The sequence below is a fragment of the Parazoarcus sp. PS-13 R2A genome (genome assembly GCF_057621855.1).
The window spans coordinates 89931-116654 of record NZ_JBYEXN010000011.1; the positions used below are offsets into that span (position 1 = coordinate 89931).

General features: G+C 64.7%; 21 protein-coding genes. 11 read left to right on the plus strand and 10 right to left on the minus strand.

Going from position 1 to position 26724, the window contains the following annotated elements:
- Window positions 1-21: 21 nt before the first annotated feature.
- The 5 genes from AC22G6_RS11975 to AC22G6_RS11995 form a co-directional block, all read right to left on the minus strand.
- Entirely contained in the window at window positions 22-441 is a 420-nt protein-coding gene (locus tag AC22G6_RS11975) for a PhaM family polyhydroxyalkanoate granule multifunctional regulatory protein (protein ID WP_487366959.1), read from the minus strand.
- A gap of 90 nt (window positions 442-531) precedes the next feature.
- Window positions 532-2454: a hybrid sensor histidine kinase/response regulator gene (locus AC22G6_RS11980; RefSeq protein ID WP_487366960.1), complete on the minus strand. Its 1923-nt coding sequence runs from the start codon at window positions 2452-2454 to the stop codon at window positions 532-534.
- Entirely contained in the window at window positions 2451-3380 is a 930-nt protein-coding gene (locus AC22G6_RS11985) for an ABC transporter substrate-binding protein (RefSeq protein ID WP_487366961.1), read from the minus strand. The genes AC22G6_RS11980 and AC22G6_RS11985 overlap by 4 nt, the downstream gene beginning before the upstream one ends.
- A 6-nt stretch (window positions 3381-3386) precedes the next feature.
- Entirely contained in the window at window positions 3387-3935 is a 549-nt protein-coding gene (locus AC22G6_RS11990) for a hypothetical protein (protein ID WP_487366962.1), read from the minus strand.
- On the minus strand, window positions 3932-4570 hold the full coding sequence (locus AC22G6_RS11995; protein ID WP_487366963.1) for a hypothetical protein: 639 nt from the start codon (window positions 4568-4570) through the stop codon (window positions 3932-3934). The genes AC22G6_RS11990 and AC22G6_RS11995 overlap by 4 nt, the downstream gene beginning before the upstream one ends.
- On the opposite strand from AC22G6_RS11995, the gene AC22G6_RS12000 reads away from it, so the two are divergent.
- Entirely contained in the window at window positions 4554-5183 is a 630-nt protein-coding gene (locus AC22G6_RS12000) for a response regulator transcription factor (RefSeq protein WP_487366964.1), read from the plus strand. The two genes, AC22G6_RS11995 and AC22G6_RS12000, sit on opposite strands and share 17 nt — an antisense overlap.
- 117 nt (window positions 5184-5300) lie before the next feature.
- Here the strand turns inward: AC22G6_RS12000 and AC22G6_RS12005 are convergent, their stop codons facing one another.
- The 4 genes from AC22G6_RS12005 to AC22G6_RS12020 form a co-directional block, all read right to left on the minus strand.
- Window positions 5301-6008, minus strand: a complete 708-nt coding sequence (locus AC22G6_RS12005; RefSeq protein WP_487366965.1) for a nucleotide-binding protein — start codon at window positions 6006-6008, stop codon at window positions 5301-5303.
- A gap of 98 nt (window positions 6009-6106) precedes the next feature.
- Window positions 6107-6862, minus strand: coding sequence for a class I SAM-dependent methyltransferase (locus AC22G6_RS12010; RefSeq protein ID WP_487366966.1), 756 nt, complete (start codon window positions 6860-6862; stop codon window positions 6107-6109).
- 141 nt (window positions 6863-7003) lie between these two features.
- Entirely contained in the window at window positions 7004-10537 is a 3534-nt protein-coding gene (locus tag AC22G6_RS12015; protein WP_487366967.1) for an indolepyruvate ferredoxin oxidoreductase family protein, read from the minus strand.
- Window positions 10538-10684: 147 nt separating this feature from the next.
- Window positions 10685-12088, minus strand: coding sequence for an FAD-binding oxidoreductase (locus AC22G6_RS12020; protein WP_487366968.1), 1404 nt, complete (start codon window positions 12086-12088; stop codon window positions 10685-10687).
- A 151-nt stretch (window positions 12089-12239) separates the two neighbouring features.
- Between AC22G6_RS12020 and AC22G6_RS12025 the strand changes: the two genes are divergently transcribed.
- From AC22G6_RS12025 to AC22G6_RS12035, 3 genes are all read left to right on the plus strand, one after another.
- Complete coding sequence (locus AC22G6_RS12025; RefSeq protein WP_487366969.1) at window positions 12240-13397, plus strand: CobW family GTP-binding protein; 1158 nt, start codon at window positions 12240-12242, stop codon at window positions 13395-13397.
- A gap of 173 nt (window positions 13398-13570) precedes the next feature.
- Window positions 13571-14329: a DUF3047 domain-containing protein gene (locus AC22G6_RS12030; RefSeq protein ID WP_487366970.1), complete on the plus strand. Its 759-nt coding sequence runs from the start codon at window positions 13571-13573 to the stop codon at window positions 14327-14329.
- Window positions 14330-14452: 123 nt separating this feature from the next.
- Window positions 14453-14995, plus strand: coding sequence for a DUF2946 family protein (locus tag AC22G6_RS12035; RefSeq protein WP_487366971.1), 543 nt, complete (start codon window positions 14453-14455; stop codon window positions 14993-14995).
- A 230-nt stretch (window positions 14996-15225) separates the two neighbouring features.
- Here AC22G6_RS12035 and AC22G6_RS12040 read toward each other — a convergent pair whose 3' ends face one another.
- Window positions 15226-15450 carry a DUF3079 domain-containing protein gene (locus tag AC22G6_RS12040; protein ID WP_487367014.1) on the minus strand — a complete coding sequence of 75 codons (225 nt, stop codon included), beginning with the start codon at window positions 15448-15450 and terminating at the stop codon, window positions 15226-15228.
- A gap of 223 nt (window positions 15451-15673) precedes the next feature.
- Between AC22G6_RS12040 and AC22G6_RS12045 the strand changes: the two genes are divergently transcribed.
- From AC22G6_RS12045 to AC22G6_RS12075, 7 genes are all read left to right on the plus strand, one after another.
- Window positions 15674-16366, plus strand: coding sequence for a TetR/AcrR family transcriptional regulator (locus AC22G6_RS12045; protein ID WP_487366972.1), 693 nt, complete (start codon window positions 15674-15676; stop codon window positions 16364-16366).
- Window positions 16367-16432: 66 nt separating this feature from the next.
- A complete protein-coding gene (locus AC22G6_RS12050; protein ID WP_487366973.1) occupies window positions 16433-18907 on the plus strand; it encodes an acyl-CoA dehydrogenase in 2475 nt (824 codons plus the stop codon).
- On the plus strand, window positions 18904-20190 hold the full coding sequence (locus tag AC22G6_RS12055) for an acetyl-CoA C-acetyltransferase (RefSeq protein ID WP_487366974.1): 1287 nt from the start codon (window positions 18904-18906) through the stop codon (window positions 20188-20190). The genes AC22G6_RS12050 and AC22G6_RS12055 overlap by 4 nt, the downstream gene beginning before the upstream one ends.
- Complete coding sequence (locus AC22G6_RS12060) at window positions 20187-22196, plus strand: 3-hydroxyacyl-CoA dehydrogenase NAD-binding domain-containing protein (protein WP_487366975.1); 2010 nt, start codon at window positions 20187-20189, stop codon at window positions 22194-22196. The genes AC22G6_RS12055 and AC22G6_RS12060 overlap by 4 nt, the downstream gene beginning before the upstream one ends.
- Complete coding sequence (locus tag AC22G6_RS12065) at window positions 22193-22597, plus strand: acyl-CoA thioesterase (protein ID WP_108949664.1); 405 nt, start codon at window positions 22193-22195, stop codon at window positions 22595-22597. Before AC22G6_RS12060 ends, AC22G6_RS12065 begins: the two co-directional genes overlap by 4 nt.
- 86 nt (window positions 22598-22683) lie before the next feature.
- Complete coding sequence (locus tag AC22G6_RS12070; protein WP_487366976.1) at window positions 22684-23952, plus strand: OmpP1/FadL family transporter; 1269 nt, start codon at window positions 22684-22686, stop codon at window positions 23950-23952.
- 59 nt (window positions 23953-24011) lie between these two features.
- Window positions 24012-26393, plus strand: coding sequence for a 3-hydroxyacyl-CoA dehydrogenase/enoyl-CoA hydratase family protein (locus AC22G6_RS12075; RefSeq protein ID WP_487366977.1), 2382 nt, complete (start codon window positions 24012-24014; stop codon window positions 26391-26393).
- The last annotated feature ends 331 nt before the right edge of the window (window positions 26394-26724 follow it).

Sequence of the window (26724 nt, forward strand, 5' to 3'; positions counted from 1 at the left end):
AAACGGCCTGCAGCAAGCAGCTTACTTTTCAGCCGCCTTGCGCCGTGGGCGAGGCTTGCTTTCGGTCGGCTTGTCGTCCTCCGCTTCGGTGCTTTCCGGCGCAGCGGCCTGGGACATCATGCTCCACGGCCACATTGCGGCGGCGGAGGCAAAGGGGTTCTCGCCGCTGGATGCCTGATCGCTGCTTTCGCGCGCCTGCTGGCTCATGGCCTTCACTGCGGCGAGTGTTGCGCGCTGCATGTCCAGACCCTGGATCGAGATCTGCAGCATGTTCAGGTTCATCTTCAGCCAACCCTCGACCGCCCGCATGTCGGCGATGCGTTTGTCGAGCTCATCAACGTCCAGCGTCGGCGTCACCATGCCGGGCAGGTTGAAACCCATGTTGCTCCACATGCCGCGCACGAATTCGAGCGGGTCTTGTGCTGCCTGATCGTTTGACATTTCCTGTTCTCCCGGTTGAGCCACTTTTTCATGGTAACCGATGCGTATGCGTTAGCGCATGGCGCACAGCAGCATCGGTATTAACGCAGCTTAGTTGTTGCCGATGAGCCGGTGAATGAGCGCGCGCAGGCGAGCCGGTCGCACGGGCTTGTGCAGCAGGGGGATGCCGGCCTGCTGCGCGAGCCGCAGGGTTTCGGTGCCAGTGTCGCCGCTGATGAGAATGGCGGGCAGTCCTGGTCCGAGTTTGCCGCGTGCAGCATGGATGACGTCGATGCCGTGGTGCTCGCCGTGCAGGCGGAAATCGCTGATCATCAGGTCGAGGGGAGAGGTGCTGAGCGTCATCATCTTGAGCAGGACGTCGGGTGATTCGGCGGACATCATCCGGCACCCCCAGGAGCGCAGCAGGCTTTCCATGCCGGCGCGTGCGAGGGGGTCGTCGTCGACGAGCGCGACGTGCAGTCCCTTCAGATCCCCCGGCGCGCGGGCGTGAGCGGAAAGTTCAGGTTCATGCTCCGGGGCTGCGGACTGCATTTCGATTGCAAACACCGATCCGCGACCAGGGTCCGACTTCAGTTTGAGGTCGTGACCCAGCAGTGCTGCGAGGCGGCGTACGATTGCCAGTCCCAGCCCGAGTCCCTTGACCCGCGCACGCTCCGCATTGTCGAGTTGAATGAACTCCTGAAAGATGATGTCCTGAGACTCTTTCGGGATACCAACCCCGCTGTCGCGTACCTCGACGCGCACCTTGTCGCCGCGTTTGCGGCAGGCGATCAGAATGCTGCCGCTGGCCGTGTAACGGATGGCATTGCTCACGAGGTTGGTGATGATGCGCTCGAACAGCACCGGGTCGGTGTAGGTCCAGTAACTCGTCGGGCGTGCCTTCAGGCGCAGTTCGCGCTCTTCGGCTGCCGGCCGTTGCTCGGCGGCAATGCGTTCGATGACGGGCTGAAGCGCAAACGGTCGCGGATTGGGATGGAGCACGCCGGCGTCGAGCTTGGATATGTCGAGCAGGCTGTCGAGCAGGTTGTCCATGGCTTCCGCGGACGCGGCAATGCGCTGCACGAGACGGCGGCTCTCGGGCGCATGCGTGTGCTGCGCAAGCTCCGACACGAACAGGCCCAGTGCGTGCATCGGCTGACGCAGGTCGTGACTGGCTGCGGCCAGAAAGCGTGACTTGGCCAGATTGGCGCGTTCCGCTTCGTCCTTGCGTGCGCGCATCTCGGATGTGGCCTCTTCGACCTTGCGCACCAGTTCGTCGTGCGCACCGGCCAGGCGTTCAGCCATCTCGTTGACGCCTTCGGCCAGCGTGGCGAGGCTGCCGCCGCCGAGGACGGGGACGCGTTCATGCAGTTGCCCCTGCCCGATTCGCGCCACGGTCTCGGCCACCTCGCGGATGGGCACGCTGACGCCCCGGCTGAGTCGTGTCGCCAGCAGGATGCTGCCGATCATCACCAGCAGCGCCGAGCCTCCTGTGGTCCAGAGCAGATCGTCGCGCTGACGCTGCAGGCGGCGCAGCGAGATCTCCACCACGACGCTGCCCATGGGCTCTTCGCCCAACTGTGCGGCCACGCCAGGGGTAATGGCCGCAAAGCCGTCGTCGAGCTCAAGGCGGCTGGGACGGATGGGCTCGATCAGACGCAGGGTCGGCCCCTTGACCAGGCGCATGGGGGTGCTCACCGGGCTCGCCGGCAGGGGCGGAAGCTGACCATCGAGTATGCCGCTGCGGGCGAGAGTCTCGCCCGCGTTATTAACGATACTGATGCCGGCGATGTCGTCTTCGGACAGCACGGCACCGGTAATCTGCTGCAGCGCATCGCGGTTGCCTGAGAAAACCGCGTACTCGCTCGCAGCCGCCAACTGACGGGCGACGGCCCGGCCCCGCGCGCTCAGGGCGTCGTCGAGGTCGGACAGACGGGAGCGCGTGGAATACACGGTCAGTACCACCGCCAGTACGAGTACCGGCAGCACGGCTGCCAGCATTACCCGTGCGCGGATGCCCCAGCGCCTGTTCATCTGCCTCCGGCCTCCTGCCGGGCGAGCGCAGCGGTCAGCGACTGGGCACTGTCGAGCGAGATGCCGAGGGAGCGGGCGACGTTGGTGTTGACCGCGACCTCGAACGCCTTCGGCGCCTGCTTCGGAGGCAGCGATTGCCCGTCCAGCAGACGCAGGATCATGTCGGCGGTCTGCTGCCCAATCTGGGCCGGCGTCGAATACAGGCCCAGCAATGCGCCGGCGCGCACGTAGGCTGCGGAAAAGCCAAGGACGGGAGAACGATGGCGGTAGGCGGTCAGGAGCACGTTCTGCACGGTATAGCCGTTGAAAATTCGTGAGTCTGGGGTGACGATCAGCACTGCCGGTTCTCGCAGCACCCTTTGCAGCGCAGGGAAGAGCTCGCGTTCGGTACTGACGGTGGCTTCTCTCACCTCGAAGTGCGCAGCTTTTGCCGCCGTCGTCAGCTGCCGTTGAGCCGGCTCTGTCTCTGGCCCGGCAAGCAGCGCGACACGCCGCCAGTCCGGCAGGGCCAATTCTAGCAGTGCCACCTGACGTGCTGCGGGCTGATCCAGCACGACCGCGGGCGGACGTCCAGCGCGGTCCGGGTGAGTCGGGAGCCCTTGCCACGCACTCTCCGACAACAGGCTGTGAACGACCGGCTGGGTTAGCTGGCTGTCGGCCACGACATGCGCTGCGCTCGAGCCAAGACTGACGACCACGCTGGCCTCGGCGAAGCGGGTCGTTGAGGTGGCTGAAATATCGATCGCATTGATCTGCAGGCCGGGCAGGGAGGTCTGCAAGCCGCTCCTGATCGCTGCAAGGGTCTCGCGATGCGTGTCATCGGTCGTGCGCATGATGACGACGATCTGCCCTCCTGCACGTGCATGGCCACCTGCCAGTAACAGCGCCGCGGCAAGCAGCCAGAGCAGTACGCCAGACGGTCGCATCGGGACTCAGTGCGCCATGAACAGGCTTGCGAGTGAGACGGGCCCGGGTTTCTGGTGTCGCAGATCGCCTGTGTCGTGAGGCCCGGCCACCGGGCAGGCGAACGCAAGCGCATTGCACGCTGGATCCGGCTGGAAGCGGCTGGCGGATCGGAGGCCGGCGGGTATCATGGCGTTGAACGCTACAGGATGGCCGGGTTCGCGAGCCCGCATGCGTTCGGCCTCGGCATCCGGCCCAGGCTCAAAAGTGTAGCGCGGCAAGGTGTTCGTCACCGCTTCGTCGCGGCGCATGTCGACATGGCGCTCGAACGGTAGCAGATTGTGGCAGGGCTTGCCTGTGGCAGCGCACAAGGTCCGGCCGTCACCGAGAGGCTTGGTGGAGCCAACGCTGGGTCGTTCCTGCGCATCATCCGCGCTGCTGCACTCTGCAATTGCACCGATGCTCGCGAGAAGTTCCGGGGTGAGGCGCCATTGGATGTATCCAGAAAGTCGGGTCGAGCGGCACGCCAGTGCCTTTTTGCGGGCAAAGAACGGCGACGATGAGAGCCTTTTCTTCACGGAAAGCCGTCCCACAGGGGATGTCTGTCGTACGTCAGGTCTGCAGGATGCTCGAGCGCCTTGCCATCACGTGCGATATCCGTGTCATAGATGTTATCAGCATGGGCAGAAGCCGGGAATAGCCCGGCAGCTGCACGTCTGCCACAGTTGTTTGCCGCTGTGGCGATGATCGCGAGTGACTGCCTGACTTCGTTGATGGTGCCGCACCGAAGGCCGGGCACGCGACGGACCTGTTCACGGATGGCGCGCCTGCGCGAGGCGTGGACCGTGTCGCGATCGATGAAGACCGCCGCGCACGGTGCGTTCCGCGTCGGGCAGGGCAGGCGGGCGGCGGACCGTCCGATCGGAAGCGCGTCGAGGAAGTTCGAGCCGGAGATCTCGCCTTCAGTCGCGTGAGCAGGCATTATTGACGGGATCGGTGAGTGCGCCCGCGCCACTTTCACAACGTTTTGCACTTTCATTGCCCGGGCCTTATGACGATCGGAATAGTGCACAGCGTATCCGGCATAGCGTCTCGCCGGTTTTTGCTGCAGAGACAGCGGAAAAACCAATGGCAACGCTGCTGTGATATGCTCCGCGCATCCTACGCCTCGATGAAAGTGATTTATGGAGCCCTTTGTGATCAAGATACTCATCGTTGAGGATCACGCGCTTGTGCGTGAGGCCGTAGCGCAGACGCTGTCGCGTCTTCAGGAGGGTGTCGAGTGCGTTGAAGCCAAGGGTGCGGACGATGCGCTGGCGAAGCTGGAAGCTTCGACCGACTGGGATCTGGCGGTCATCGATCTGATGCTGCCCGACATGAACGGCTTTTCCCTGCTGGCCGTTCTCGCCAAGCGCTTCCCCGACGTGCCGGCCATCGTGGTTTCGGCGATGGATGACGAGGCCTCGGTGCGGCGTGCCATCAAGGGCGGCGCTTCCGGCTTCGTGTCCAAGTCCAGTTCCGGCGAAGAGATGCTGCAGGCTGTCAGGGTGGTGCTCGCCGGTGGCGTGCATACGCCGGACACGACCGATCGCGCCCCGGGGCGCCGTTCAGGTGCGCCGGTCAGCGAGCGTTTTGGACTGACCGCCGCGCAGACCCGCGTGCTCGAACTGCTTGCCCAGGGCAAGACCAACCGCGAGATCGCCGATCTCCTCGGTCTTTCGGAAGGCACGGTCAAGGTGCATATGTCGGCGATTTTCCGTGCGTTGGGTGTCTCCAATCGCGCACAGGCGCTGGTCGTCATCTCGCGCCACGGCACCCGGCTCTGAGTCTTCCCGTTCTGATTCTGCTGTAACGCAGATGCGACTTTCCCCCCCGACGCTCTCCCGCGCGGGAAGGGAGCGGAGCATCGCGGGTTTCAGCAGCTCAGACGCGAATTCCGTGCTTCAGTGCGGGCGACGTGATGTCACATTGAGCCGCATCGGCATCTCGGCGAGGGGCAGTCGGTCCGCCGTCCCGGTTTCACCCCGCATTTCGCAGGCGTCGCCAACGTCGATCTCAAGGACTTCAAGTACCTGACGTGCAACCGCGCGACAGGCGTTTGCCAGCGGCGTCGGAAGCTGGTCGGGCACCTGCTTCTGCAGCAGCAGCTTGGATGCGGACAGCGCGCCCACCGGATTCAGGATGCGGTGGCGATAGGTATTCATCAGGTGTGCCACATTGCGGTCGGCGGCGTCGCGTTGCCAGGCGTTGCTCGGCCACTGTGAGGGCACTGCGTAGGCGCGCGGAAACATTTCCAGGTCCCGGATCACGGTACGGATGTCCTCGTGCGATTCGCGAAAGGGCAGCAGCACGATGTCGGAAAGCGCATAGAGCTTGCGGTCCATCTCGGTGCGGTTGCCGCCACCGTCGATGATGCCGATCCAGTCGTCGAGCATGCGCAGTTTGTCGACCACCTTGGTCAGTGCGTCGCGGGTGCGGGCGTCGGCCGTGATGTAGCGCCTCCCTTCGGGGGAGAGCGGTTCGCGGGATGTGTCGGTCAGCACGCAGGCGGAGCGATGCCCCAGCAGTCCGAGTCCCTGACACAGCATGTGTGAGAGCGTCGTCTTGCCGGTGCCGCCCTTGTTGCCGATCACGCAGATGATCTCAGCCATGAATCCATTCCTCAGCTCAAGGCAAGGGGTTGCCGTACGCTTGCATTATTTCGCTTTTGCAAGCAAAGGCAGGCGTGAAAAAGCGGCGATTCGTCAGGCTAATTCCGCGCTTTCGCCGGGTTGATGCGATAGACGAGCAGACGGGTTCCGCGGCGATCGTCTACTTCGATGATGCGTTCGGGTTCCTGGCCTGGAATCGCAAAGCTGTTGCTGACCAGCATGCTGCCCGCAGGCATCTCCCGGCTCGCCTTCTGCCACACCGCGGACATCGGCACCGGGGAGAGGAAAGCATACACCACGTCCTGCCCCTGCCACGAGCGGGCGAAGAAGTCGCCGCGGCACCAGTCGAGATTGGCAATGCCCCGGCCCAGCACCCAGCCGAGCGCCCAGGGCGCGGGCGCGCTCTCGATCCCGGTGAAATGGCAGTCCGGGCGCAGTCGCGCGAGTACCCGCAACAGGGAGCCGGTACCGCTGCCAATGTCCAGCACCTGCAGCGGGTGCTCCGCAGGCAGCAAGGCTGCAAATGCAGTCGCGGTCTTTCTGTTGCTCAGGTATAGCGGCACCTGGGTGCGGAAGCTGCTCCAGTAGATCAGCACCAGCAAGGTGAATGCGGCCAGGTACCAGGCAGGTGCGAGGTCGATGCGCAGCGCGATGACGGCCAGCGGAGTGAACGCGAGATGGATGGGCAGCCACCAGCGCGCACTGCGCAGCAAGGCAGCGCCCAGCGTGGCGCCAAGTGCCTGCGCGATGAGCAGTGGCCACAGGCCCGGTGGCAGGACACCTGCGCGACCCAGCAGGTAGGCGATCAACCCGCCCGCGATCTGGGCGACAAGGGCTTTGAGGGCAGGAGGCATTGGGCGCTGCGCAATGAAGGGTGGCTGGCATCATAGCGAAGAGACCAGGGATGCGCGAAATCCGGCCTGCCGGCGTCCGGTGTGCCCCACTTGCCGGCGTGGCTCGTCCCTCGGGATGAGCCACGCCGGCACAGCCTGTGTTCAGGCCACGCGGGCCTCGCCGGTCGTGCTGCGCCAGCGTGCGAGCAACTGCTCGCGCTTCAGTGCCGCAGCTTCCATGTTGCGCATCTTGACGTGGCCATAGCCGCGGATGCCCTGCGGCAAGGCGGCGATCTCCTGCGCCAGCGCAAGCCGGCTGTAGCTCAGGGTGTCGAGCAGCTCTCCGATGTCCTGCTCGTACTGGGTGATGAGCGCGCGCTCGGCGCGACGTTCTGCGGTGTGGCCGAATACGTCCCAGCGCGTGCCGCGCAGCCCCTTGAGCTTTGTCAGCATGCCGAACACGCGCATCATGCCTGCGCCGAAAGCCTTCTTCGGGATGCGTCCGGTGAGCGGGTCGAGGCGGGACACGAGCGGCGGCGCGAGGTGGAAGCGGACCTCGAAATCACCTTCGAAGCTGGCGTTGACCTTGTCCCAGAATGCCGGCTCGGTGAACAGACGGGCAACCTCGTATTCGTCCTTGTAGGCCAGCAGCTTGAAGTAGTTGTGGGCGACGGTTTCGGCCAGCCGGGTGCTGCCACGGCCTGCGCGTCGCTCCTCGGTTTCGCGCACGCGCTCGACCAGCAGGCGATAGCGCGCTGCGTAGGCTGCGTCCTGATAGGCGGTCAGGAATTCGGTGCGGCGTTCGATCAGCGCATCCAGGCCGAGGGGACGGATCGGGATCGCGGGCTCGGGATGGGCGAAGCGCTGGACTGCGGCAAGGTCGTGGGCGGCGCGGCGGCCCCACAGGAAGGCCTTGCGGTTCATGTCGAGCGCCACGCCGTTGAGTTCGATCGCGCTCATCAGGGCCGCATGCGACACCGGCACCATGCCTTTCTGCCAGGCAAAGCCGAGCAGGAAGAGGTTGGTGGCGATGGCGTCGCCCATCAGGGCAGTGGCCAGGCCTTGTGCGTCGAGGAAGTCGACGTTTGCGTCGCCGACGGCTTCGCGTATCGCCGTCTGCATTTTCCCGAGCGGGAACTGCCAGTCCGGGTTGTGGGTGAAATCCGATGTCGGGGTCTCGGACACGTTGACCACCGCACGGGTGCGCTGGTCCGACATCTTGGCCAGCGCCTCGACGCTGGCGCTGACCACCATGTCGCCGCCAATCACGGCATTCGCCTCACCCGCTGCAATCCGCACCGCATGCAGGTCGTCAGGATGATCGGCAAGGCGGATGTGACTGAAGACCGAGCCGCCTTTCTGCGCCAGCCCGGTCATGTCGAGCACGGTCACACCCTTGCCGTCGAGATGGGCGGCCATGCCGATCAGGGCGCCGATGGTGACCACGCCGGTGCCGCCCACGCCGGTCACCATGATGCCGAAGGGGCGGGCAGCGTCCGGCAGGGCCGGCTCGGGCAGCGTGGCGAAGTGCGATTCATCGGCCTGCAGGGCGCTGCCCTTGCGCACCTTGCCGCCTTCGATGGTGATGAAGCTCGGACAGAAGCCGTTGAGACAGGAGTAGTCCTTGTTGCACGAGGACTGATCGATCGCGCGCTTGCGCCCGAACTCGGTCTCGACCGGGACGATGGACATGCAGTTCGATTGCTCGCCGCAGTCGCCGCAGCCCTCGCACACCGCCTCGTTGATGAACACCCTGCGCGCGGGGTCGGGGAAGGTGCCGCGCTTTCTGCGCCGGCGCTTCTCGGCGGCGCAGGTCTGGTCGTAGATCAGCGCGGTGACCCCGCCGGATGCGCGCAGCTCGCGCTGGATGGCGTCGAGCTCGTCGCGGTGGCGAATCGGCACATGCGGGATGTCGGACGGACCGTATGCGCGCGCCGTGCCGTCGGTAACGACGACGATGTTGTGCACCCCTTCGGCCTGCAGCTGGCTGACGATTCTCGGCACCGACAGTTCGCCGTCGTGCGGCTGGCCGCCGGTCATGGCGACCGCGTCGTTGTAAAGGATCTTGTAGGTGATGTTCACCTTCGCCGCGACCGCCTGGCGGATGGCGAGCAGGCCGGAGTGGAAATAGGTGCCGTCGCCCAGATTGGCAAAGATGTGCTGCTCGCTGGTGAAGGGCGCCTGGCCCACCCAGGGCACGCCTTCGCCACCCATCTGGGTGAAGGTCCCGGTGCGACGCTCGGGCATCCAGGTCACCATGTAGTGACAGCCGATGCCGGCCAGCGCGCGGCTGCCTTCCGGCACATGGGTCGAGGTGTTGTGGGGGCAGCCGGAACAGAAGGTCGGCACGCGGTCGATCGAGAACAGCCGCTCGGACAGGGACTTTTCCTTGGCCTGGAGAAAGGCGAGCCGGGCCTGAATCCGGTCAGAGGTGAAGAAGCGCTCGATGCGGCCTGCAATGACGCGCGCGATCATCGCCGGCGTCAGCTCGCCAGCGGCGGGCAGCAGCCAGTCGCCGTGATCGACCGTGCCGTCGCTGCGGCCGATATGCGCCCATTCGCCCTTTTCGTCGAACTTGCCGATCACGCGCGGGCGGACGTCTTCGCGCCAGTTGTAGAGCTCTTCCTTGAGCTGGTACTCGAGCAGCTGGCGCTTCTCCTCGATCACCAGAATCTCTTCCAGGCCGGCCGCGAACTGACGCACTCCATCGGCTTCGAGCGGCCACACCATGCCCACCTTGTACAGGCGAATGCCAATTTCCGCCGCCAGCGCTTCGTCGATGCCGAGGTCGTCGAAGGCCTGGCGCACATCAAGATAGCTCTTGCCACTGGTGATGATGCCGAGCCGTGCGTCGGGGCTGTCGATGATGACCCGGTTCAGGTGGTTGGCTCTGGCGTAGGCCAGTGCAGCGTAGAGCTTCTGGTTGAGCAGGCGTTTTTCCTGCACCAGCGGCGGGTCGGGCCAGCGGATGTTGAGCCCGTCGGCCGGAAGGGCGAAATCCTCCGGGATCACCACCTGCACCCGGCCCGGATCAACGTCGACCGAGGCCGAGGTTTCAACCGTGTCGGCGAGGGCCTTGAACGCCACCCAGCAACCCGAGTAGCGCGACAGCGCATAGCCATGCACGCCGAAGTCGATGTATTCCTGCACGCCGGCCGGCGCGAGCACCGGCATCATCATCGACTTGAAGAAGTGGTCGGTCTGATGCGGCAGCGTAGACGACTTGGCCGCATGGTCGTCGCCGGCAATGGCCAGCACGCCACCGTGCCTGGACGAACCTGCCGCATTGCCATGGCGGAACACGTCGCCGCTGCGATCCACGCCTGGCCCCTTGCCGTACCACATCGCGAACACGCCTTCGTACTTCGCCTGCGGCGACAGGTTGACCTGCTGCGAGCCCCACACTGCGGTGGCTGCAAGGTCTTCGTTCACGCCGGGCTGGAACACGATGTCGTGGCTGGCGAGGTGCTTCTTCGCTTTCCACAGGGTCTGGTCGAGGCCGCCCAGCGGCGATCCGCGGTAGCCGGACACGAAGCCGGCGGTGTTGAGTCCGGCGGCGCGGTCGCGTTCCTTCTGGATCATCAGCAGGCGCACCAGCGCCTGGTAGCCGGTCAGATAGACGCGACCGGAAACGAGGGTGTATTTGTCTTCCAGGCTGGGTTTGTGCGTACTGCCCAGCGGATCTGCTTCGGCCATGAGGGACTCCCGCCAAAAATCGTATTCCTGGAGTACTGCACCTCACTTCGCCCGTCCGACTTGTGGGCGGATGGGGGGGAGGAGACTTCAGGTTAGTCGCCCGCAATGGGCGACTCAATCCTTGGATACCCTAACCGGCCGGGCAGTTCAGGCCGGCGGCAGGATCTTGCCCGGGTTGAGCAGGTTGTCGGGGTCGAGCGCCTGCTTGACCAGGCGCATGGCGTCGATGGCGGCGCTTCCGTGCTCTTCGAGCAGAAAGGCCTGCTTGCCGATGCCGATGCCGTGCTCGCCGGTGCAGGTGCCACCGAGCGCAAGGGCGCGCTGCACGATCTTGTTGTTGAGCGCCTCTGCACGCGCGATCTCGACCTCGTCAGCCGGGTCGACAAGGATGATGGTGTGGAAATTGCCGTCGCCGACGTGACCGACGATGGGGGCGATGAAGCCCGAGGCTTCGATGTCGTCGCGGGTGCCGGCGATGCATTCGGCCAGCTTCGAGATCGGCACGCACACGTCGGTGGTCACGCCGCGACTGCCGGGGCGCAGGTTCAGGCTGGCGAAATACACGTCGTGGCGGGCGGCCCACAGGCGGGTACGGTCTTCCGGACGGCTGGCCCAGTCGAAGGCAAGGCCGCCGTTGTCATTGGCGATTTCCTGCACCGTCTGTGCCTGCTCCTCCACGCTTGCCGGTGAGCCGTGGAATTCGAAGAACAGCATCGGCGATTCGTGCAGCGTGGTCTTGCTGTAGCGGTTGATCGCCTGCACGGTGAGGGCATCCACCAGTTCGATACGCGCCACCGGCACCCCGAGCTGAATGGTCTGGATCACGGTGTTGACCGCGCTGACGATGTCGGGGAAGGCGCAGGTGGCCGCCGACACCGCTTCCGGCAGCGGATGCAGGCGCACGGTGAGTTCGGTGGTGATTGCCAGCGTGCCCTCGGAGCCAACCAGCAGATGGGTAAGGTCGTAGCCGGCGGACGACTTGCGTGCGCGGCTGCCGGTGCGGATCACGCGACCGTCGGCCATGATCGCGGTCATGCCGAGCACGTTTTCGCGCATGGTGCCGTAGCGCACGGCATTGGTGCCCGAGGCGCGGGTGGCGGCCATGCCGCCGATGCTGGCGTCGGCGCCCGGATCGATGGGGAAGAACAGGCCCGTGCCGTGAAGCTCGGCATTGAGCTGCTTGCGGGTGACGCCGGGCTGGACGACAACATCCATGTCGTCGGTGTTGATGGCGAGGACCCGGTTCATTTCCGAGAAGTCGATGCAGATGCCGCCGTGGATGGCGAGGATATGGCCTTCGAGCGAACTGCCGACGCCAAAGGGAATGATCGGCACCGCATGTTCGCGGCAGGCCTCGACGATGGCAACGACGTCTTCGGTGCTGTGCGCAAACACCACTGCGTCGGGCAGGGCGTCGGGGAAATGCGATTCGTCGTGGCCGTGATGGGCGCGCACGCCTTCGGAGGTGCTGAAGCGGGTGCCGAAGCGCTCGGTCAGGGTGTCGATGAAGGCTTGCGGAAGCGGCTTGCGAAAGGTGTGGGGCGCGTTCATGTTCGTCTCGCTGACAGTCAGCCCCTGATTATCGGCTTTTGTGCGCCTCAATCAAATCCTCACGGCCGATCTGAAGCTGCCGGATCTGGCTTTGCGTGCTGTGCTGTGACCGAATCGATGCTTAAATAACGGCCCCATTCAGGCGACTCTGATGATGAACTCCCAAAGTGCGAGCGTACCGGCTGCTGGTCCTGGTGACACTGGCGACCGCCGGATACCGGTGACCGTGCTCACCGGCTTTCTCGGTGCAGGCAAGACTACCTTGCTCAACCACCTGCTGCGCCAGCCCGAGATGGACGGTGCCGCGGTGCTGATCAACGAGTTTGGCGAGATCGGCGTCGATCATCATCTGGTGGAGAAGGTCGACGAATCCATCGTGCTGCTCGACTCGGGCTGCATCTGCTGCAGCGTGCAGGGCGATCTGGTGAAGGCGCTCAAGGGCATCTTCATGCGTGCCCTGCGCAAGGAGATCCCGCCAGTGCGGCGGGTGCTGATCGAAACCACCGGCTTGGCCGATCCGGTGCCGGTTGTGCACACCCTCATGGAAGAGCCCTTCATCGCCGAGCGTTATCGCTGTGACGGCGTGATCACCGCGGTCGACGTCACGCATGCGCTGGCGCAGCTGGGTGCGCACCGCGAGGCCGTGCGTCAGGTGGCGATGGCAGACCGTCTGCTGCTGACCAAGACGGATCTGGCAGACGAGGCTGTGCGGGCAGAGGTGGCGGCCCGATTGTCGGTGCTCAACCCGGGGGCGCAGCAGGTTTCCGTGTCGGGCGGGGTTATCGCGCCCGACGCGGTGTTCGGCTGTGGTCTGTATGACGCCAGTGGCAAGGCGCCGGATGTCGCCGCATGGCTGGGCGAAGAGCGGGTGCAGCGCCAGCGCGCCCTTGCGCCCGCTGCTTCGGGGCCCGCTGCATGGCGCAAACCGGGGCGCGTCGCCACGGCGCCTGCGGTACCGCGCCACGATGCGGGTGTAAGCAGTTTCGTGCTGTGCTTTGCCGAGCCACTCAGCTGGTTCAGTTTTTCCGATGCGCTCGGCTTGCTGCTGCAGGTGTATGGCGAGCGCATTCTGCGTATCAAGGGCATGCTCAACGTCGTCGGCGATCCGCAACCCCGCATCCTGCAGTGCGTGCAACATTCGGTTTATCCACCCACCAGCCTGGCGGCCTGGCCGGATACGCCGCCCTGCAACGACCGCAAGAGCCGGCTGGTGTTCATCGTGCGCGACCTTGGGCGGGACGACGTGGCCGACATGCTGTTCAGCATCGGCGGCATTGCCGCCGAGCCGGAGCCTGGCACTGCGGCGTGAGTCGCCGGCGAGCGCCCGGCAGCGTTGGCGAAGGCCTCAGCGCAGCGCTTTCGCGGCCTTTCGGCGCTGACGCTGTAAGCAAACGGGGCTGTGTGCCGACCAAAGGGCTCGAAGAACCGCCCGCGAACGCCGCGCCGCTGCAGCGCATTCCGGGCACCTGGAGGACGTTCCCGATGTACGCGTGTCTGATGCCGCAATCCCGCTTTCGTGCCGTGCTGCTTGTGCTCGGCCTTGGTCTCGCTGCTGGCGCGTCGGGGGCAGAGCCTCGTCCGCCGCAGCAGGTTTCGCCTTTTTCGGGCGCAACGCCGGCCGCGCCGGTGCCCACGCCCTGGCTGCGGCAGTCCCTGCCTGGTGTGGAACGCCAGAACACCTTCGAACTCGTGGCCGATGCCGGACGCACCGTGCTTGAGGTGCGCTCGGATGCCGCAGCATCCACGCTGACGCATGCGCTGGCGATCGATCCCGCGCAGTCGCCACGGCTGCAGTGGCGCTGGAAGGTGTCGCGGGCGCTTACCGGGTCTGATTTCTCACGCAAATCGGGTGATGACTATGCTGCGCGCGTCTATGTGCTGTTCGACTACCCGGTGGAGAAGCTGTCGCTGGGCGACCGCGTCAAGATGTCGCTCGGGCGCACCCTGTATGGCGCCGAGCTGCCGACCGCTGCGATCGCCTATGTCTGGGGTACGGCCCAGAAACCCGGTGAAACAGGTCCGAACCCCTACACCGACCGGGTACAGATGATCGTGGTCGACAGCGGTGGCGGGCAGGTCGGGCAGTGGCGAGAGGTCGAGCGCGATCTGGCCGCCGACTTCCGAGCGGTCTTCGGGGACGAGGCGCCGCGCGTTGTCGGTATCGCCGTCAGCGCCGATACCGACAACACCGGCGAGGCGGTGGTGACGCGCTTCGGGGATCTGCGCTTTCTGCCGCGCTGAGTGGGCGCAGCCACGCCGTTCAACGTGGGATAATGTGCCCGGCAGGACGCTCGGCGACTGCCGGACATCTCAGCGCGATCAATGACGAGATCGCTCCCACATGCAAACGCGAACGGAGCACTGATGCCAGCACAGACCGACCTTCCGCCCGAATGGCCTGTTGTTCCCGCCTGCTACGACTGGCTGTCACTCGATCGTCGCGGGGTGTGGCGACTGCGCGGTGAGCCGGTCGTCCATCCCGGGCTGAGCGGCTTCATCAGTGCAAACTACGAAGCGGACGAGCACGGCAACTGGCTGGTCAACAACGGTCCGCAGAAGGTCTTCGTCACGCTCGACTACGCGCCCTGGGTCATGCGGCTGGATACGGATGGCTCGCTGCACACGCATACCGGCCGCCTTGCCGGTGAAGTCGAGGCGGTCCATCTCGACGATGAGGGCAATGTCCTGCTGGCAACTGCAGTCGGTCTTGGCTTGCTGAGTGATCGCGATCTCCCCGCTTTTCTTGCGGACTGTCGTCTGGCGAATGGCGGCGTGGCAGACGACGAAGCCTTGCTGGGCGTGATGGCCGGAAAAGGAGGGGTGTTCTGGCGCGGCATGCCGCTCACCCGTGTTGCGGGCAATGAACTCGCAGCGCGGTATCACTTCAACGCCACGCCCGCGCAGTGATCGGCACGGGCGCCGGATACTGCTGCAACGATGTTGAGCGCCCTGACTGAAACGACCGTAATTGGCAGGCGGGGAGGGTGAGATCAGGAGGCGTTATTGGTGGATAAACACATTCATCTCAACGTTTGTTGCGGCGCAGCATATTTTTGGCTATTCTGCAGCTGTCTCCTCCACTCTCCTCCAAGATGTGGATTTCAGCCCGGGCCCGAAAGCGCCCGGGCTTTTTCTTTTTACGGGACGCCTTTTCCGTTGTCGCTGTCGCCAGCGGTCGGATCCTCCGCATCCTCGATGCCCCAGTCGCCGTACTCGAACCAGTCGTCACCGAGCATTTCGGACGGGTGAAGCGTTCTTCCCGCGCCGTTTCCGCAGCGCAGCTCATTCGCAGCGCAATACTTGTCGCAGCCCCAGCAGATGCGCTCGGGGTGCTTAGGGTGCAATGGGAATCGCTTGGCCATCTCGTGTCCAAATTGCAGGGCGGTCGGGTGACTCATGTTAATCGGCGGCGGAAAAGCTGCCTTGATACCCGACAAGACCGCACCGATGGCGCGCCGCGTTTGCGTGCGGTCCCGCAGCTTCAGTCGAAGCGCACTCCCGGAATCGAGCCACCCCATAAATATCGCTTGACACGCCATCAGTGAAACGTATGATTAAAACAACTGTTTTAATCGGATGTTTCAAGTGACTACAGCGAACAGCCGCTCACCCGCTCCGGAAACCCGCGACCGCATTCTCGATGCGGCCGAGGCCCTGTTTGTCGAGCATGGCCTCGAGGCGACATCGATGCGCATGATCACCAGCCAGGCGGGGGCCAACCTTGCTGCGGTCAATTATCACTTCGGTACCAAGGATGCGCTGATCCAGGAGGTGTTCCGTCGCCGCCTCACGGAGCTCAATCGCCAGCGCCTCGCTGCACTCGATCGGGTCGAGGCGGCTGCACAGGGGCAGCCCAAGCCAAGTCAGATCGTCGAGGCCTTCTTCGGCACCTCGCTCGAGCTTGCGGCCGATACCGTGCATGGCGGAAACACCTTCATGCGCCTGCTCGGGCGAACCTATGCAGAGCCGAATGCGTTTGTGCGCCAGTTCCTCGCCGAAGAGTACGCGGAAGTGCTTGAGCGCTTCCTCGCTGCGCTGTATCGCTCGCTGCCCGGCGTGCCACGGGAGGAAATCCTGTGGCGATTCCATTTCATGATGGGGGCGATGTCGTACGCGATTGCCGGCACCGATGCGCTGCAACTTTTTGCTGGCACCTTCGACGATGCCGACCCGCAGCGGCTGATGCCGCGGCTGATGTCTTTCCTGCTGGGCGGCCTGCGTGCACCGCTGCCGGAGTTTGCTCAGCCCGATGAACGACCCGGGCCGGACGTTGCCTGACGAATGACTGAACCCCAAGGCGAAACGCAGCAGCAAGACTGCTATCGCCGGTGAAAGGAGACCTTGATGATCTGGCTGATTCTGTTTTCCCTCCCTCCCTTGGCTGGTGCGCTCGCCTACGGGCGAGCGCCACTTTTTGCCTGGCTGGGGGTTGGTCTGGCGTGGATCGCAGGCTTTGCCGCGGTGGCGGGCTGGTCGTTCTGGACGGCCCTGATCGTGATGCTGGCGTTCGCGGCAGTCATGGGTGTTTTCCTCAGTCGCGCGTTGCGGCGCGACTTCGTGACAGCGCCGATCTTCAAGGCCTTTCGCCGCGCACTGCCGTCGATGTCGCAGACCGAGCGCGATGCGCTTGAGGCCGGCACGGTATGGTGGGAGGGCGATCTGTTTGCCGGCGACCCGGACTGGAAGAAACTTGCAGCCTATCCGTGGCCCAGGCTCAGCGACGAGGAGCAGGCCTTCCTCGACAACGAAACCGAGGAGCTGTGCCGGCTGATCAAGGACTGGGATGTGACGCAGCAGCAGGACATGCCCGCCGAGGCCTGGGCGTACATCCGGTCCGCGGGCTTCCTCGGCATGATCATTCCCAAGGAATTCGGCGGCAAGGGCTTCTCCGCCTTTGCGCACTCTCAGGTGGTCACCAAACTGTCGACGCGCTCGTCGACGCCGGCGGTGACGGTGATGGTGCCCAACTCGCTCGGCCCCGCCGAACTGCTGCTGCACTACGGCACCGAAGAACAGAAGGCCCATTATCTGCCGCGTCTGGCGCAGGGCAAGGAGATCCCCGCGTTTGCACTGACCAGCCCGTGGGCGGGTTCGGACGCAGCGTCCATCCCCGATGCCGGCGTGGTGTGCAAGGGGATGTGGGAAGGCGAGGAAGTGCTCGGCATGCGGGTGTCCTTCGACAAGCGCTACATCACGCTGGCCCCGGTATGCACCGTGTTCGGCCTGGCCTTCCGCCTGTACGACCCCGAACACCTGCTGGGCGAGGAGGCCGATCTCGGCATCACCTGCGCGCTGGTGCCGCATGATCATCCGGGGGTGGAGATCGGCCGCCGTCACTTCCCGCTCAACGCGGTGTGGATGAACGGGCCGATTCGCGGCAAGGATGTGTTCATGCCGCTGGAATTCATCATCGGCGGCCCGGCGATGGCAGGGCAGGGCTGGCGCATGCTGATGGAGTGCCTGGCCGCCGGCCGCAGCATCTCGCTGCCGGGCTCGAACACCGGGATGCAGAAGCTCACCGCGCGTGCCGTCGGCGCCTATGCCCGGGTGCGTTATCAGTTCAAGACCGCGATCGGCCGCTTCGAGGGGGTGGAGGAAGCGCTCACCCGGATTGGCGCCAACACCTATCTGAGTGACGCGACCCGCATCATGACCGCAGGGGCGATCGATCTCGGCGAGAAGCCCTCGGTGGTGTCGGCCATCGTCAAGTATCACGTGACCGAGCGTGCACGGCAGACGGTCAATGACGGCATGGATGTGATCGGCGGCAAGGGCATCTGTCTCGGGCCGCAGAACTTCCTCGGGCGCGCCTATCAGCAGATTCCGGTCGGCATCACGGTGGAAGGGGCGAACATCCTGACCCGCAGCCTGATCCTGTTCGGCCAGGGCGCGGTGCGCTGCCATCCGCATGTGATGGACGAGATGAAGGCGGCGCAGAAGGGCGATCTCGATGCCTTCGACAAGGCCTTGTGGTCGCACGTTGCCTACACGGTCACCAATGGCGCACGGGCGCTGGTGATGGGGCTCACCGGGTCGCATTTCGTCAGGATCGATGCAGACGTCGCACCCGAGACGCGTCGCTACTATCAGCAGCTCACGCGCTTCTCGGCCGCTTTCGCCTTCATCTCCGATCTGTCCATGGGTACCATGGGCGGCGCGCTCAAGCGCAAGGAAAAACTGTCCGCGCGGCTGGGCGACATCCTGTCGCTGATGTACCTGGCGTCGGCCACGCTCAAGCGCTTCGAGGCCGAAGGCCGGCAGCAGGCCGATGCACCGCTGATGCACTGGGCGATCTGGGACTGCATGTTCCGCGCGCAGAATGCCTTCGAAGGCGTGATCGCGAACTTCCCCAACCGTATTGCTGCGACGCTGCTGCGCAGGCTGGTGGTGTTCCCGCTCGGCCGTCCCTACGTGGTGCCGTCCGACCGCCTGGGCCATGAAGTGGCGCAGGCGATGATCGAGCCGTCTGCCACCCGCGACCGCCTGACCGCTGACGTCTATCTGCCGACCGATCTCGAGGAGCCGGTGGGCGCGCTCGAAGCCGCTCTGCTGGCGACGGTTCAGGCCGAGCCGGTCGACGCCAAGGTGAAGCAGGCGCTGCGCTCGGGCAGCTTCAAGCCCGGACTGCTGGTGGGTGGCGGCGTGGATGCCTTGTGGTGGCGCGCGCATGAAGCTGGCGTGATCAGTGCGGAGGAATATGCCCTGCTGCAGCGCCGTGGCGAGCTGCGCGACAAGGTGATCCGGGTCGATGACTTTCCCTTTGATTTCGGACTGCGTGCCGCCTTGTGTGACACGCCAGTGCTCAAGGAGGCCGCGTGAGTCGAGAGGTATTCATCATTGACGGGGCGCGCACGCCCTTTCTCAAGTCGCGCAACACGCCGGGGCCGTTCGCCGCGTCCGACCTGGCAACGGCCGCCGGCAGCGCCTTGCTGGCGCGCCAGCGCTTTGCTCCTGACCAGCTGAACGAGGTCATCCTGGGTTGTGCCAGTCCGGCGCCGGACGAGGTCAACATCGGCCGGGTCGTGGCGCTGCGCATGGGTTGCGGGCTGAAGGTGCCGGGATGGACGGTGATGCGCAACTGCGCCAGCGGCATGCAGGCGATCGATTCTGCGATGGTCAATATCCAGGCCGGGCGTTCGCATCTGGTGCTCGCCGGTGGCGTGGATGCGCTGTCGCGTGCGCCGCTGCTGCTGTCGGATGCGATGGTGCGCTGGCTGTCGTCCTGGTATGCGGCAAAGTCGGTCAGCGAGCGCTTTGCGGTCGCACGGAAGTTCCGCCTTGGCAATCTCGCCCCGGTGATCGGCATCATGAAAGGCCTGACCGATCCGGTGGTAGGCCAGCTGATGGGGCAGACTGCCGAGAATCTGGCGTGGAAGTTCGGCATCACGCGTGAAGAGATGGACGCGTTTGCGGTGGAGAGCCACCAGCGCGTCGCGCTGGCGCAGGATGCCGGCCATTTCGATGCCGAAATCGTGCCGCTGATCGATCGTGACGGCACGGTGTACAAGGCCGATGACGGCCTGCGCCGGGATGCGTCGATGGCCGCGCTGGCAAAGCTCAAGCCGTTCTTTGACAAGCGCTACGGTCAGGTGACTGCCGGCAACAGCTCGCAGATCACCGATGGCGCGGCCTGGCTGGTGCTGGCCTCGGCCGAGGCGGTCGAGCGCTTCGGGCTGCAGCCGATGGGGCGCATCATCGACAGCGAATGGGCCGCGCTGGCCCCTGAGCAGATGGGCCTGGGGCCGGTGCATGCAGCTCAGCCCATCCTCGACCGTCATGGTTTGCGTCCGGCCCATCTCGACGCGTGGGAGCTCAACGAGGCTTTCGCTGCGCAGGTCATTGCCTGTCTGCGTGCGTTCGGTGACGACGCCTATTTCAACGAGCACTTCGGCATCGAGGCAGCGCCGGGCGCGCCCGATCTGGCGCGGCTCAACATCGATGGCGGGGCGGTTGCGCAGGGCCATCCGGTGGGGGCGAGCGGCGCGCGCATTGTGCTGCATCTGCTGCAGGTGCTGCGTCGCACCGGGGGGCGCCGGGGCATGGCAAGCATCTGCATCGGTGGCGGACAGGGTGGCGCGATGCTGGTGGAGGCGATGCAATGAATCAGTCCGGGAACAACTGGCTGCACTGGACACTGCGCCGCGAGGCGGACGGCCTTGCCTGGCTCGAACTCGACAAGGCCGACAGCACGACCAACGCGCTCTCGGCCGCGGTGATGGAAGAGCTTGGCAGCGTGCTGGATGTGCTCGACGCCGAGCCGCCTGCCGCACTGGTGATCGCGTCGGCCAAACCGGCGGGTTTCATCGCCGGCGCCGACATTGAAGAATTCTCGCAACTCGCCTCGGCTGCAGATGCGCGCGTACTGGTCGCACGCGGATGGACCCTGTTCGAGCGCCTCGCGGACGTCGACTACCCGACGCTGGCGTTGATTCGCGGCCACTGTCTGGGTGGCGGGCTTGAGCTTGCACTGGCCTGTCGTTACCGGATTGTGGTCGACGAGCCGGGTACAAAGCTTGCGCTCCCCGAAGTGATGCTCGGCATCGTGCCGGGTTGGGGCGGGATGAAGCGTCTGCCGGACCGTATCGGCCCGGCACTGGCGCTCGATCTGATGCTCACCGGCAAGTCTGTCGATGCGAAGAAGGCGAAGCGTATCGGCCTCGCCGATGACTGCGTACCGCCGCGGGTGATGGAGAACGCAGCGCGCATGCGGGTGCGTTCCGGCAGTGCCAATCCGCCTCTGCCGTGGATGGCGCGTCTGATGAACGGGCCGCTGAGGTCAAAGGTGGCCGACAAGGCGCGCAGCCAGGTGGCGGGTCGCGCGCGCCGCGAACACTATCCCGCGCCCTACGCAATCATCGGCATGTGGTCGCGCTTCGAGGGCAATGCGCTGGCGGTGCCGGCAGGCGACCCTTCTTCGCTGGAGACGATTTTCGCCTCGCCGACCACGCGCAACCTGCTGCGGGTGTATCACCTGCAGGAGCGCCTCAAGGGTTTTGGCAAGGGTGTCGATTTTGCGCCGCGGCATGTGCATGTGATCGGTGCTGGCGTGATGGGCGGCGACATCGCCGCCGTGTGCGCACAGCGCGGCCTGACGGTGACCCTGCAGGATCAGACCGTTGAGCGCATCGCGCCTGCGATTGCGCGGGCGGCAAAGCTGTTCGAGCGCCGCTTCAAGGGCGACCGCCGCCAGGTGCGCTTTGCGCTCGACCGCATGATCCCCGACCCTCAGGGCCACGGCGCGGTGCGGGCCGATGTCATCATCGAGGCCATCTTCGAGAACCTTGAGGCGAAGCGTGCGCTGTTCTCAGATCTTGAGCGCAAGGCGCGGCCGGATGCGATTCTGGCCAGCAATACCTCCAGTCTGAGGCTGGAAGACATCGCCGGCTGCCTGACCGATCCCGGTCGTCTCATTGGCATTCACTTCTTCAACCCGGTGGCGATGATGCCGCTGGTCGAGGTGGTGGCGGGTGAGCACTCGGATGCGCTTGCCTTGCAGCGCGCGGCGGCCTTTGTGCGCAGGATCGACAAGCTGCCGCTGCCGGTGAAAAGCGCGCCCGGCTTCCTCGTCAATGCGGTGCTCGGGCCCTACATGCTCGAGGCCTTGCGTTGTGTCGAAGAGGGCATTGCGCCCGAGGCCGTCGACGCCGCGCTGGTCGAGTTCGGCATGCCGATGGGGCCGGTCGAACTGGTGGATACGGTCGGTCTCGACATTGCTGTAGCGGCAGGCAAGGCACTGGCCGGTGACGGTGCAGCGCCGCCGCAGAAGCTCCTCGCGCTGGTGTCCGCCGGCAAGCTCGGCAAGAAGACCGGGGAAGGCTACTACCGCTGGAGCGACGGCAAGCCAAAGCGCAGCAAGACCAGTGCTGCGCCAGCAGGCCTCGCCGATCGCATTCTTGCGCCGCTGCTTGCCGCTACCCGGCGCTGCGTGGAAGAGGGGGTGGTCGATGATGCCGACCTGGCAGACGCAGGTGTGATCTTCGGCACCGGCTTCGCACCTTGGAGCGGCGGCCCGATGAATCACCAGCACACCCGCGGGAATCTCCCGATCGGCGCCGATTCCACCGTCGTCGATCGTAATGCACCGGCTATTCAACAGGACGCTACATGAGTTCAAACGATATCTACACTGCCTTGCCCGATGGTCGCCAGCCCGCCCTGCGGGTGATGCCCATGCCCGCCGACCTCAACCCGGCTGGCGATGTCTTCGGGGGCTGGATCATGGCCATGGTCGACATTGCCGGCGCCATTCCCGCTCGCCGCCGTGCCAAATCGCGCGTCGCGACCGTGGCGGTGAACTCCTTCATCTTCAAGCAGCCGGTTTCAGTGGGCGATCTGGTCAGCTTTTACGCCGAGGTGGTGTCTACCGGCCGGACCTCGGTCACCGTCGATGTAGAAGTGTTCGCCGAGCGCGACCCCGAGAATCCGGTGGTCGTAAAAGTGACCGAAGCGCGGCTGACGTACGTTGCGCTCGATGACAAGGGCAGGAAGCGGCCGATGCCGACCGAATGAGTCTGAAGTGCCCCTCGCGCAGCCGACGCCAGGGTGGAAGTGCAAAGGCATATATAAATAGTCATACATGACTGGAGGAGACTCTCATGAGAAAAAACCGAATTGCGTTGCTGTTGTCCGTCGGGACGTTTGCGCTGGCATCTGGTGTGGTATCGGCTGCGGGGTTCCAGCTGCAGAACCAGAACGGTGCGGGAACGGGCTACGCCTATGCAGGTGCTGCTGCCGTGGCTGAGGACGCATCGACCATCTTTTTCAACCCGGCCGGTCTGACCTACCTGTCGGAGGGGCATCACCTTTCGGGCGCTGTCACCTTGCTGTCGCGCTCGCTTGAGTTCAAGAACGAGGGCAGTAACAGCCTTGTCACGCTGCCGGGCCCTGTTGTGTGGCCTCTGGGTGGGGATGGCGGGCAGGCAGGCGGTCTGTCCGTCGTGCCCGCTGCTTACTGGGCGATGTCGATCAACGACAGGTTGCGCGTGGGGCTTGGCATTTCACCCACGTTTGGCAACGCAACCGAATGGGACGACGATTTCATCGGTCGCTACCAGGGATCGTATTCCGAGATCAAGGCCATCAACTTCAACCCCAGCGCGGCATACCGGGTGAGTGATGCGGTTTCACTGGGTTTTGGCCTGAACATCGTTCATTTCGAGGCCGATCTGCGAGGCAAGGTGCCGACCGCGCTGGGTGATCGCGAAAGCAAGCTGACCGGCGAAGATACCGGGTATGGCTACAACCTGGGCGCGATGTTCCAGCTGTCGCCAGCAACGCGGCTTGGGCTGACCTACAGGTCGTCTATCGAGCTGACTGTCACCGGCAAATCGGAAACGCCGCTCGGCAGTACGCCAGCGAAGGTCAAGATCGAACTGCCCGACAGTGCATCGATCGCGCTCTCCCACCGCATCGGGCCGAAGCTTGAGCTGCTGGCCGATTACACGTGGACGGGGTGGAGCAAGATTCAATCCTTGCGTGTGACCAACCGCAATACTGGCGCATTGCTGACCGATGAGTTGCTGGGATTCAAGGACAGCTACCGGATCGGTATTGGTGCGCAGTACCAGTATTCGGACAGTCTGCGCTTGCGTGCGGGCGTTGCGTACGACCAGTCACCTGTGCGCAGTGCCAGTGACCGCACGGTGCGATTGCCGGATGCCGATCGCACGTGGCTTGCGCTTGGCTTCAACTACAAGTTCAGCCCGAGTACATCCGTCGACGTCGGCTACTCACATCTGTTCTTCGATGACTCAGACATCGACCGGAGAACGACGATTGGCACGATCGATACAACGCAGTTCGTTCGTGGTTCGTTCGATACTGCCGTCGATATTTTCTCCGTGCAGTTGAATCATCATTTCTGAGTCCTGAGTGATGCCGGCCGGCGAGCTGCCGGTCGCGCACGTGTTGAAGGGAGATCCACGTGAGCAAATTCATCATCCGCAAGGTCGCCGTGCTGGGTGCAGGCGTGATGGGGGCGCAGATTGCGGCCCACTGCGCCAATGCCGATGTGCCGGTGATTCTGTTTGATCTGGCGGCAAAGGAAGGCGATGCCAATGCGGTCATCAACAAGGCGCTGGCAGGCCTGAAGAAGCTTGATCCGGCCCCGCTGGCGGCAAAGGACCGGGCGCAGCATATTGAAGCCGCCAACTACGGCAGCGATCTCGCCCGTCTCGGCGAGTGCGATCTGGTGATCGAGGCGATTGCCGAGAAGATGGAGTGGAAGCTCGACCTGTATGCCAAGGTTGCACCGCACCTTAAGGCCGGTGCGGTGTTTGCATCGAACACGTCCGGCCTGCCCATCAACGCGCTGGCCGCGGGCATGCCGGATGCGCAGCGCAGCCGTTTCTGCGGCATCCATTTTTTCAATCCACCACGCTACATGCCGCTGGTGGAGCTGATCGCCACCGCGGATACCGACCCGGCGACGCTGGACAATCTCGAAACGTGGCTGACGTCCCGGCTGGGCAAGAGCATTGTCCGCGCCAAGGACACCCCGAACTTCGTCGCCAACCGCGTCGGCGTGTTCTCGATTCTGGCGGTGATGCATCACACCGCGCGGCTCGGGCTGACATTTGACGAGGTCGATCTGCTCACCGGTCCGCGCATCGGCCGCCCCAGGAGTGCGACCTTCCGCACTGCTGACGTGGTCGGGCTGGATACGCTGGCCCATGTCGTCGGCACCATGCAGGCGACGCTGGCGGACGATCCCTGGCATGCGCACTTCAAAGTACCTGAATGGCTGCAGGCGCTCATTGCCAAGGGGGCGTTGGGGCAGAAGACGCGCGCCGGGATCTACCGCAAGGAAGGGCGGAAGATCATGGTGCTCGATTTGGCCCATCAGGACTATCGCGAGAGCGGTGCAGAGATGTTCCCCGATGTGGACGACATCCTCAGCCTCAGGAATCCGGCCGAGAAGTTTGCCCGTCTGGCCGCACACCCCCACCCGCAGGCGCAGTTCCTGTGGTCGATCTTCCGTGATGTCTTCCATTACTGCGCGGTGCATCTGGGCGCCATCGCCGACAACGCACGCGATGTCGATCTGGCCATGCGCTGGGGATTCGGCTGGGCCCAGGGGCCGTTCGAAACCTGGCAGGCCGCTGGATGGGCCGATATTGCCACGATGGTGAAGGAGGACATCGAGCACGGCCGTGCGATGTCGGATGCGCCCCTGCCTGCCTGGGTGTTCGAGCGCGAGGGTGTGCATGCGGCGGAGGGCTCGTTCAGCGCCGAAGCGTCGGCGCTCAAGCCGCGTTCGACGCTCGGAGTGTACCAGCGTCAGCTCTACCCCGACCGTGTGCTGGGTGAGGCGCCCCATGACAGGGGAGAGACCCTGTGGGAGAACGCGGGCTTGCGGCTGTGGCGGCGTCCGGATCAGGACGGGCGCATCGGCATCGTGTCGCTGACATCGAAGAAGCATGCGATCGGCGACGAGGTGCTGGACGGCATGCTGGAGGCGATCGGGCGTGCCGAGGCCGATCTCGACGGTCTGGTGCTGTGGAACGATGCGCCGTTCGCGGTGGGGGCAAACCTGCAGCAGGTCGGCGAGGCCTGCCGCGCGGGACAGTTCGACATGCTGGAGCAGGTGGTGGCGAAGTTTCAGCGCACTTCGATGGCGATCAAGCACGCTCAGGTGCCGGTCGTGGCTGCGGTGCAGGGCATGGCGCTGGGCGGCGGTTGCGAGTTCGTGATGCATGCTGCCCATCGGGTGCTGGCGCTGGAGAGCTATGTCGGCCTGGTCGAGGCGGGCGTGGGGCTGATTCCGGCCGGCGGCGGCAGCAAGGAGTTTGCGCTGCAGGCGCATGTGATGGCGCAGCGGGCGGCGGGCGGCGACGTGTTTCCCTACATCCAGAATGCGTTCCAGACCATTGCCATGGCGACGGTCGCCAAGAGCGGCATCGAGGCGGTGCAGCTGGGCTTCGGTCGCGCAGGTGACGACATCGTGTTCAACGCCCACGAACTGCTTTACGTGGCGATCCGGCGTGCGCGGGCGATGGCAGAGGCGGGCTGGCGGTCGTCCTTGCCCGGTTCTGCGGTGAAGGTGGCAGGCCGCAACGGTATTGCGACCTGCGAGCTGATGCTGGTGAACATGGCTGAGGGGGGCTTCATCTCGGAGCATGACTACAAGGTGGCGAAGGCGGCTGCGACGGCACTGTGCGGTGGGGAGGTGGATACCAATGCACGGGTGAGCGAGCAGTGGATTCTGGATGTCGAGCGCGCTCAGTTTGTTGAGTTGCTGAAGACGGAGAAAACGCAGAAGCGGATTCAGTACATGCTGGAGACGGGGAAGCCGTTGCGGAATTGAGGTTGTTGTTTGATTGCGGGGCACTGCGGTTCGGGGGCGCTGCGCGGGGCATCGGTCATTTGCTCAAGGGGCTGCGGAACTCGCCCTGCGGGCTCGGACAGTCCTCGCCCCTTGCTCAAATGACCGACACCCCACTGCGGTTGATTGGGGTTGTTATTTAAGGGAAAGGCGGGGGGGTGAGTCGGGTTTCGATGCTTTGAGGCCAGTTCTTGCAGGCGTCAGGGCCCTGGGCTGCAAGTTTGAGGTTCGCGCGCGCAGAGCGTAGTTCTTATTTTTCGGCTCAGTCTTTGCCTTCGTCTTTGCTTTTACCTGCCCTAGAGCAACCGTGATG

What these genes read in the sequence shown, in the direction of transcription:
- AC22G6_RS11975 (WP_487366959.1), bottom strand. Translation starts at nt 441, where the DNA reads ATGTCAAACGATCAGGCAGCACAAGACCCGCTCGAATTCGTGCGCGGC.
- AC22G6_RS11980 (WP_487366960.1), bottom strand. Translation starts at nt 2,454, where the DNA reads ATGAACAGGCGCTGGGGCATCCGCGCACGGGTAATGCTGGCAGCCGTG.
- AC22G6_RS11985 (WP_487366961.1), bottom strand. Translation starts at nt 3,380, where the DNA reads ATGCGACCGTCTGGCGTACTGCTCTGGCTGCTTGCCGCGGCGCTGTTA.
- AC22G6_RS11995 (WP_487366963.1), bottom strand. Translation starts at nt 4,570, where the DNA reads ATGAGTATCTTGATCACAAAGGGCTCCATAAATCACTTTCATCGAGGC.
- AC22G6_RS12005 (WP_487366965.1), bottom strand. Translation starts at nt 6,008, where the DNA reads ATGGCTGAGATCATCTGCGTGATCGGCAACAAGGGCGGCACCGGCAAG.
- AC22G6_RS12010 (WP_487366966.1), bottom strand. Translation starts at nt 6,862, where the DNA reads ATGCCTCCTGCCCTCAAAGCCCTTGTCGCCCAGATCGCGGGCGGGTTG.
- AC22G6_RS12015 (WP_487366967.1), bottom strand. Translation starts at nt 10,537, where the DNA reads ATGGCCGAAGCAGATCCGCTGGGCAGTACGCACAAACCCAGCCTGGAA.
- AC22G6_RS12020 (WP_487366968.1), bottom strand. Translation starts at nt 12,088, where the DNA reads ATGAACGCGCCCCACACCTTTCGCAAGCCGCTTCCGCAAGCCTTCATC.
- AC22G6_RS12025 (WP_487366969.1), top strand. Translation starts at nt 12,240, where the DNA reads ATGATGAACTCCCAAAGTGCGAGCGTACCGGCTGCTGGTCCTGGTGAC.
- AC22G6_RS12030 (WP_487366970.1), top strand. Translation starts at nt 13,571, where the DNA reads ATGTACGCGTGTCTGATGCCGCAATCCCGCTTTCGTGCCGTGCTGCTT.
- AC22G6_RS12035 (WP_487366971.1), top strand. Translation starts at nt 14,453, where the DNA reads ATGCCAGCACAGACCGACCTTCCGCCCGAATGGCCTGTTGTTCCCGCC.
- AC22G6_RS12040 (WP_487367014.1), bottom strand. Translation starts at nt 15,450, where the DNA reads ATGGCCAAGCGATTCCCATTGCACCCTAAGCACCCCGAGCGCATCTGC.
- AC22G6_RS12050 (WP_487366973.1), top strand. Translation starts at nt 16,433, where the DNA reads ATGATCTGGCTGATTCTGTTTTCCCTCCCTCCCTTGGCTGGTGCGCTC.
- AC22G6_RS12060 (WP_487366975.1), top strand. Translation starts at nt 20,187, where the DNA reads ATGAATCAGTCCGGGAACAACTGGCTGCACTGGACACTGCGCCGCGAG.
- AC22G6_RS12065 (WP_108949664.1), top strand. Translation starts at nt 22,193, where the DNA reads ATGAGTTCAAACGATATCTACACTGCCTTGCCCGATGGTCGCCAGCCC.
- AC22G6_RS12070 (WP_487366976.1), top strand. Translation starts at nt 22,684, where the DNA reads ATGAGAAAAAACCGAATTGCGTTGCTGTTGTCCGTCGGGACGTTTGCG.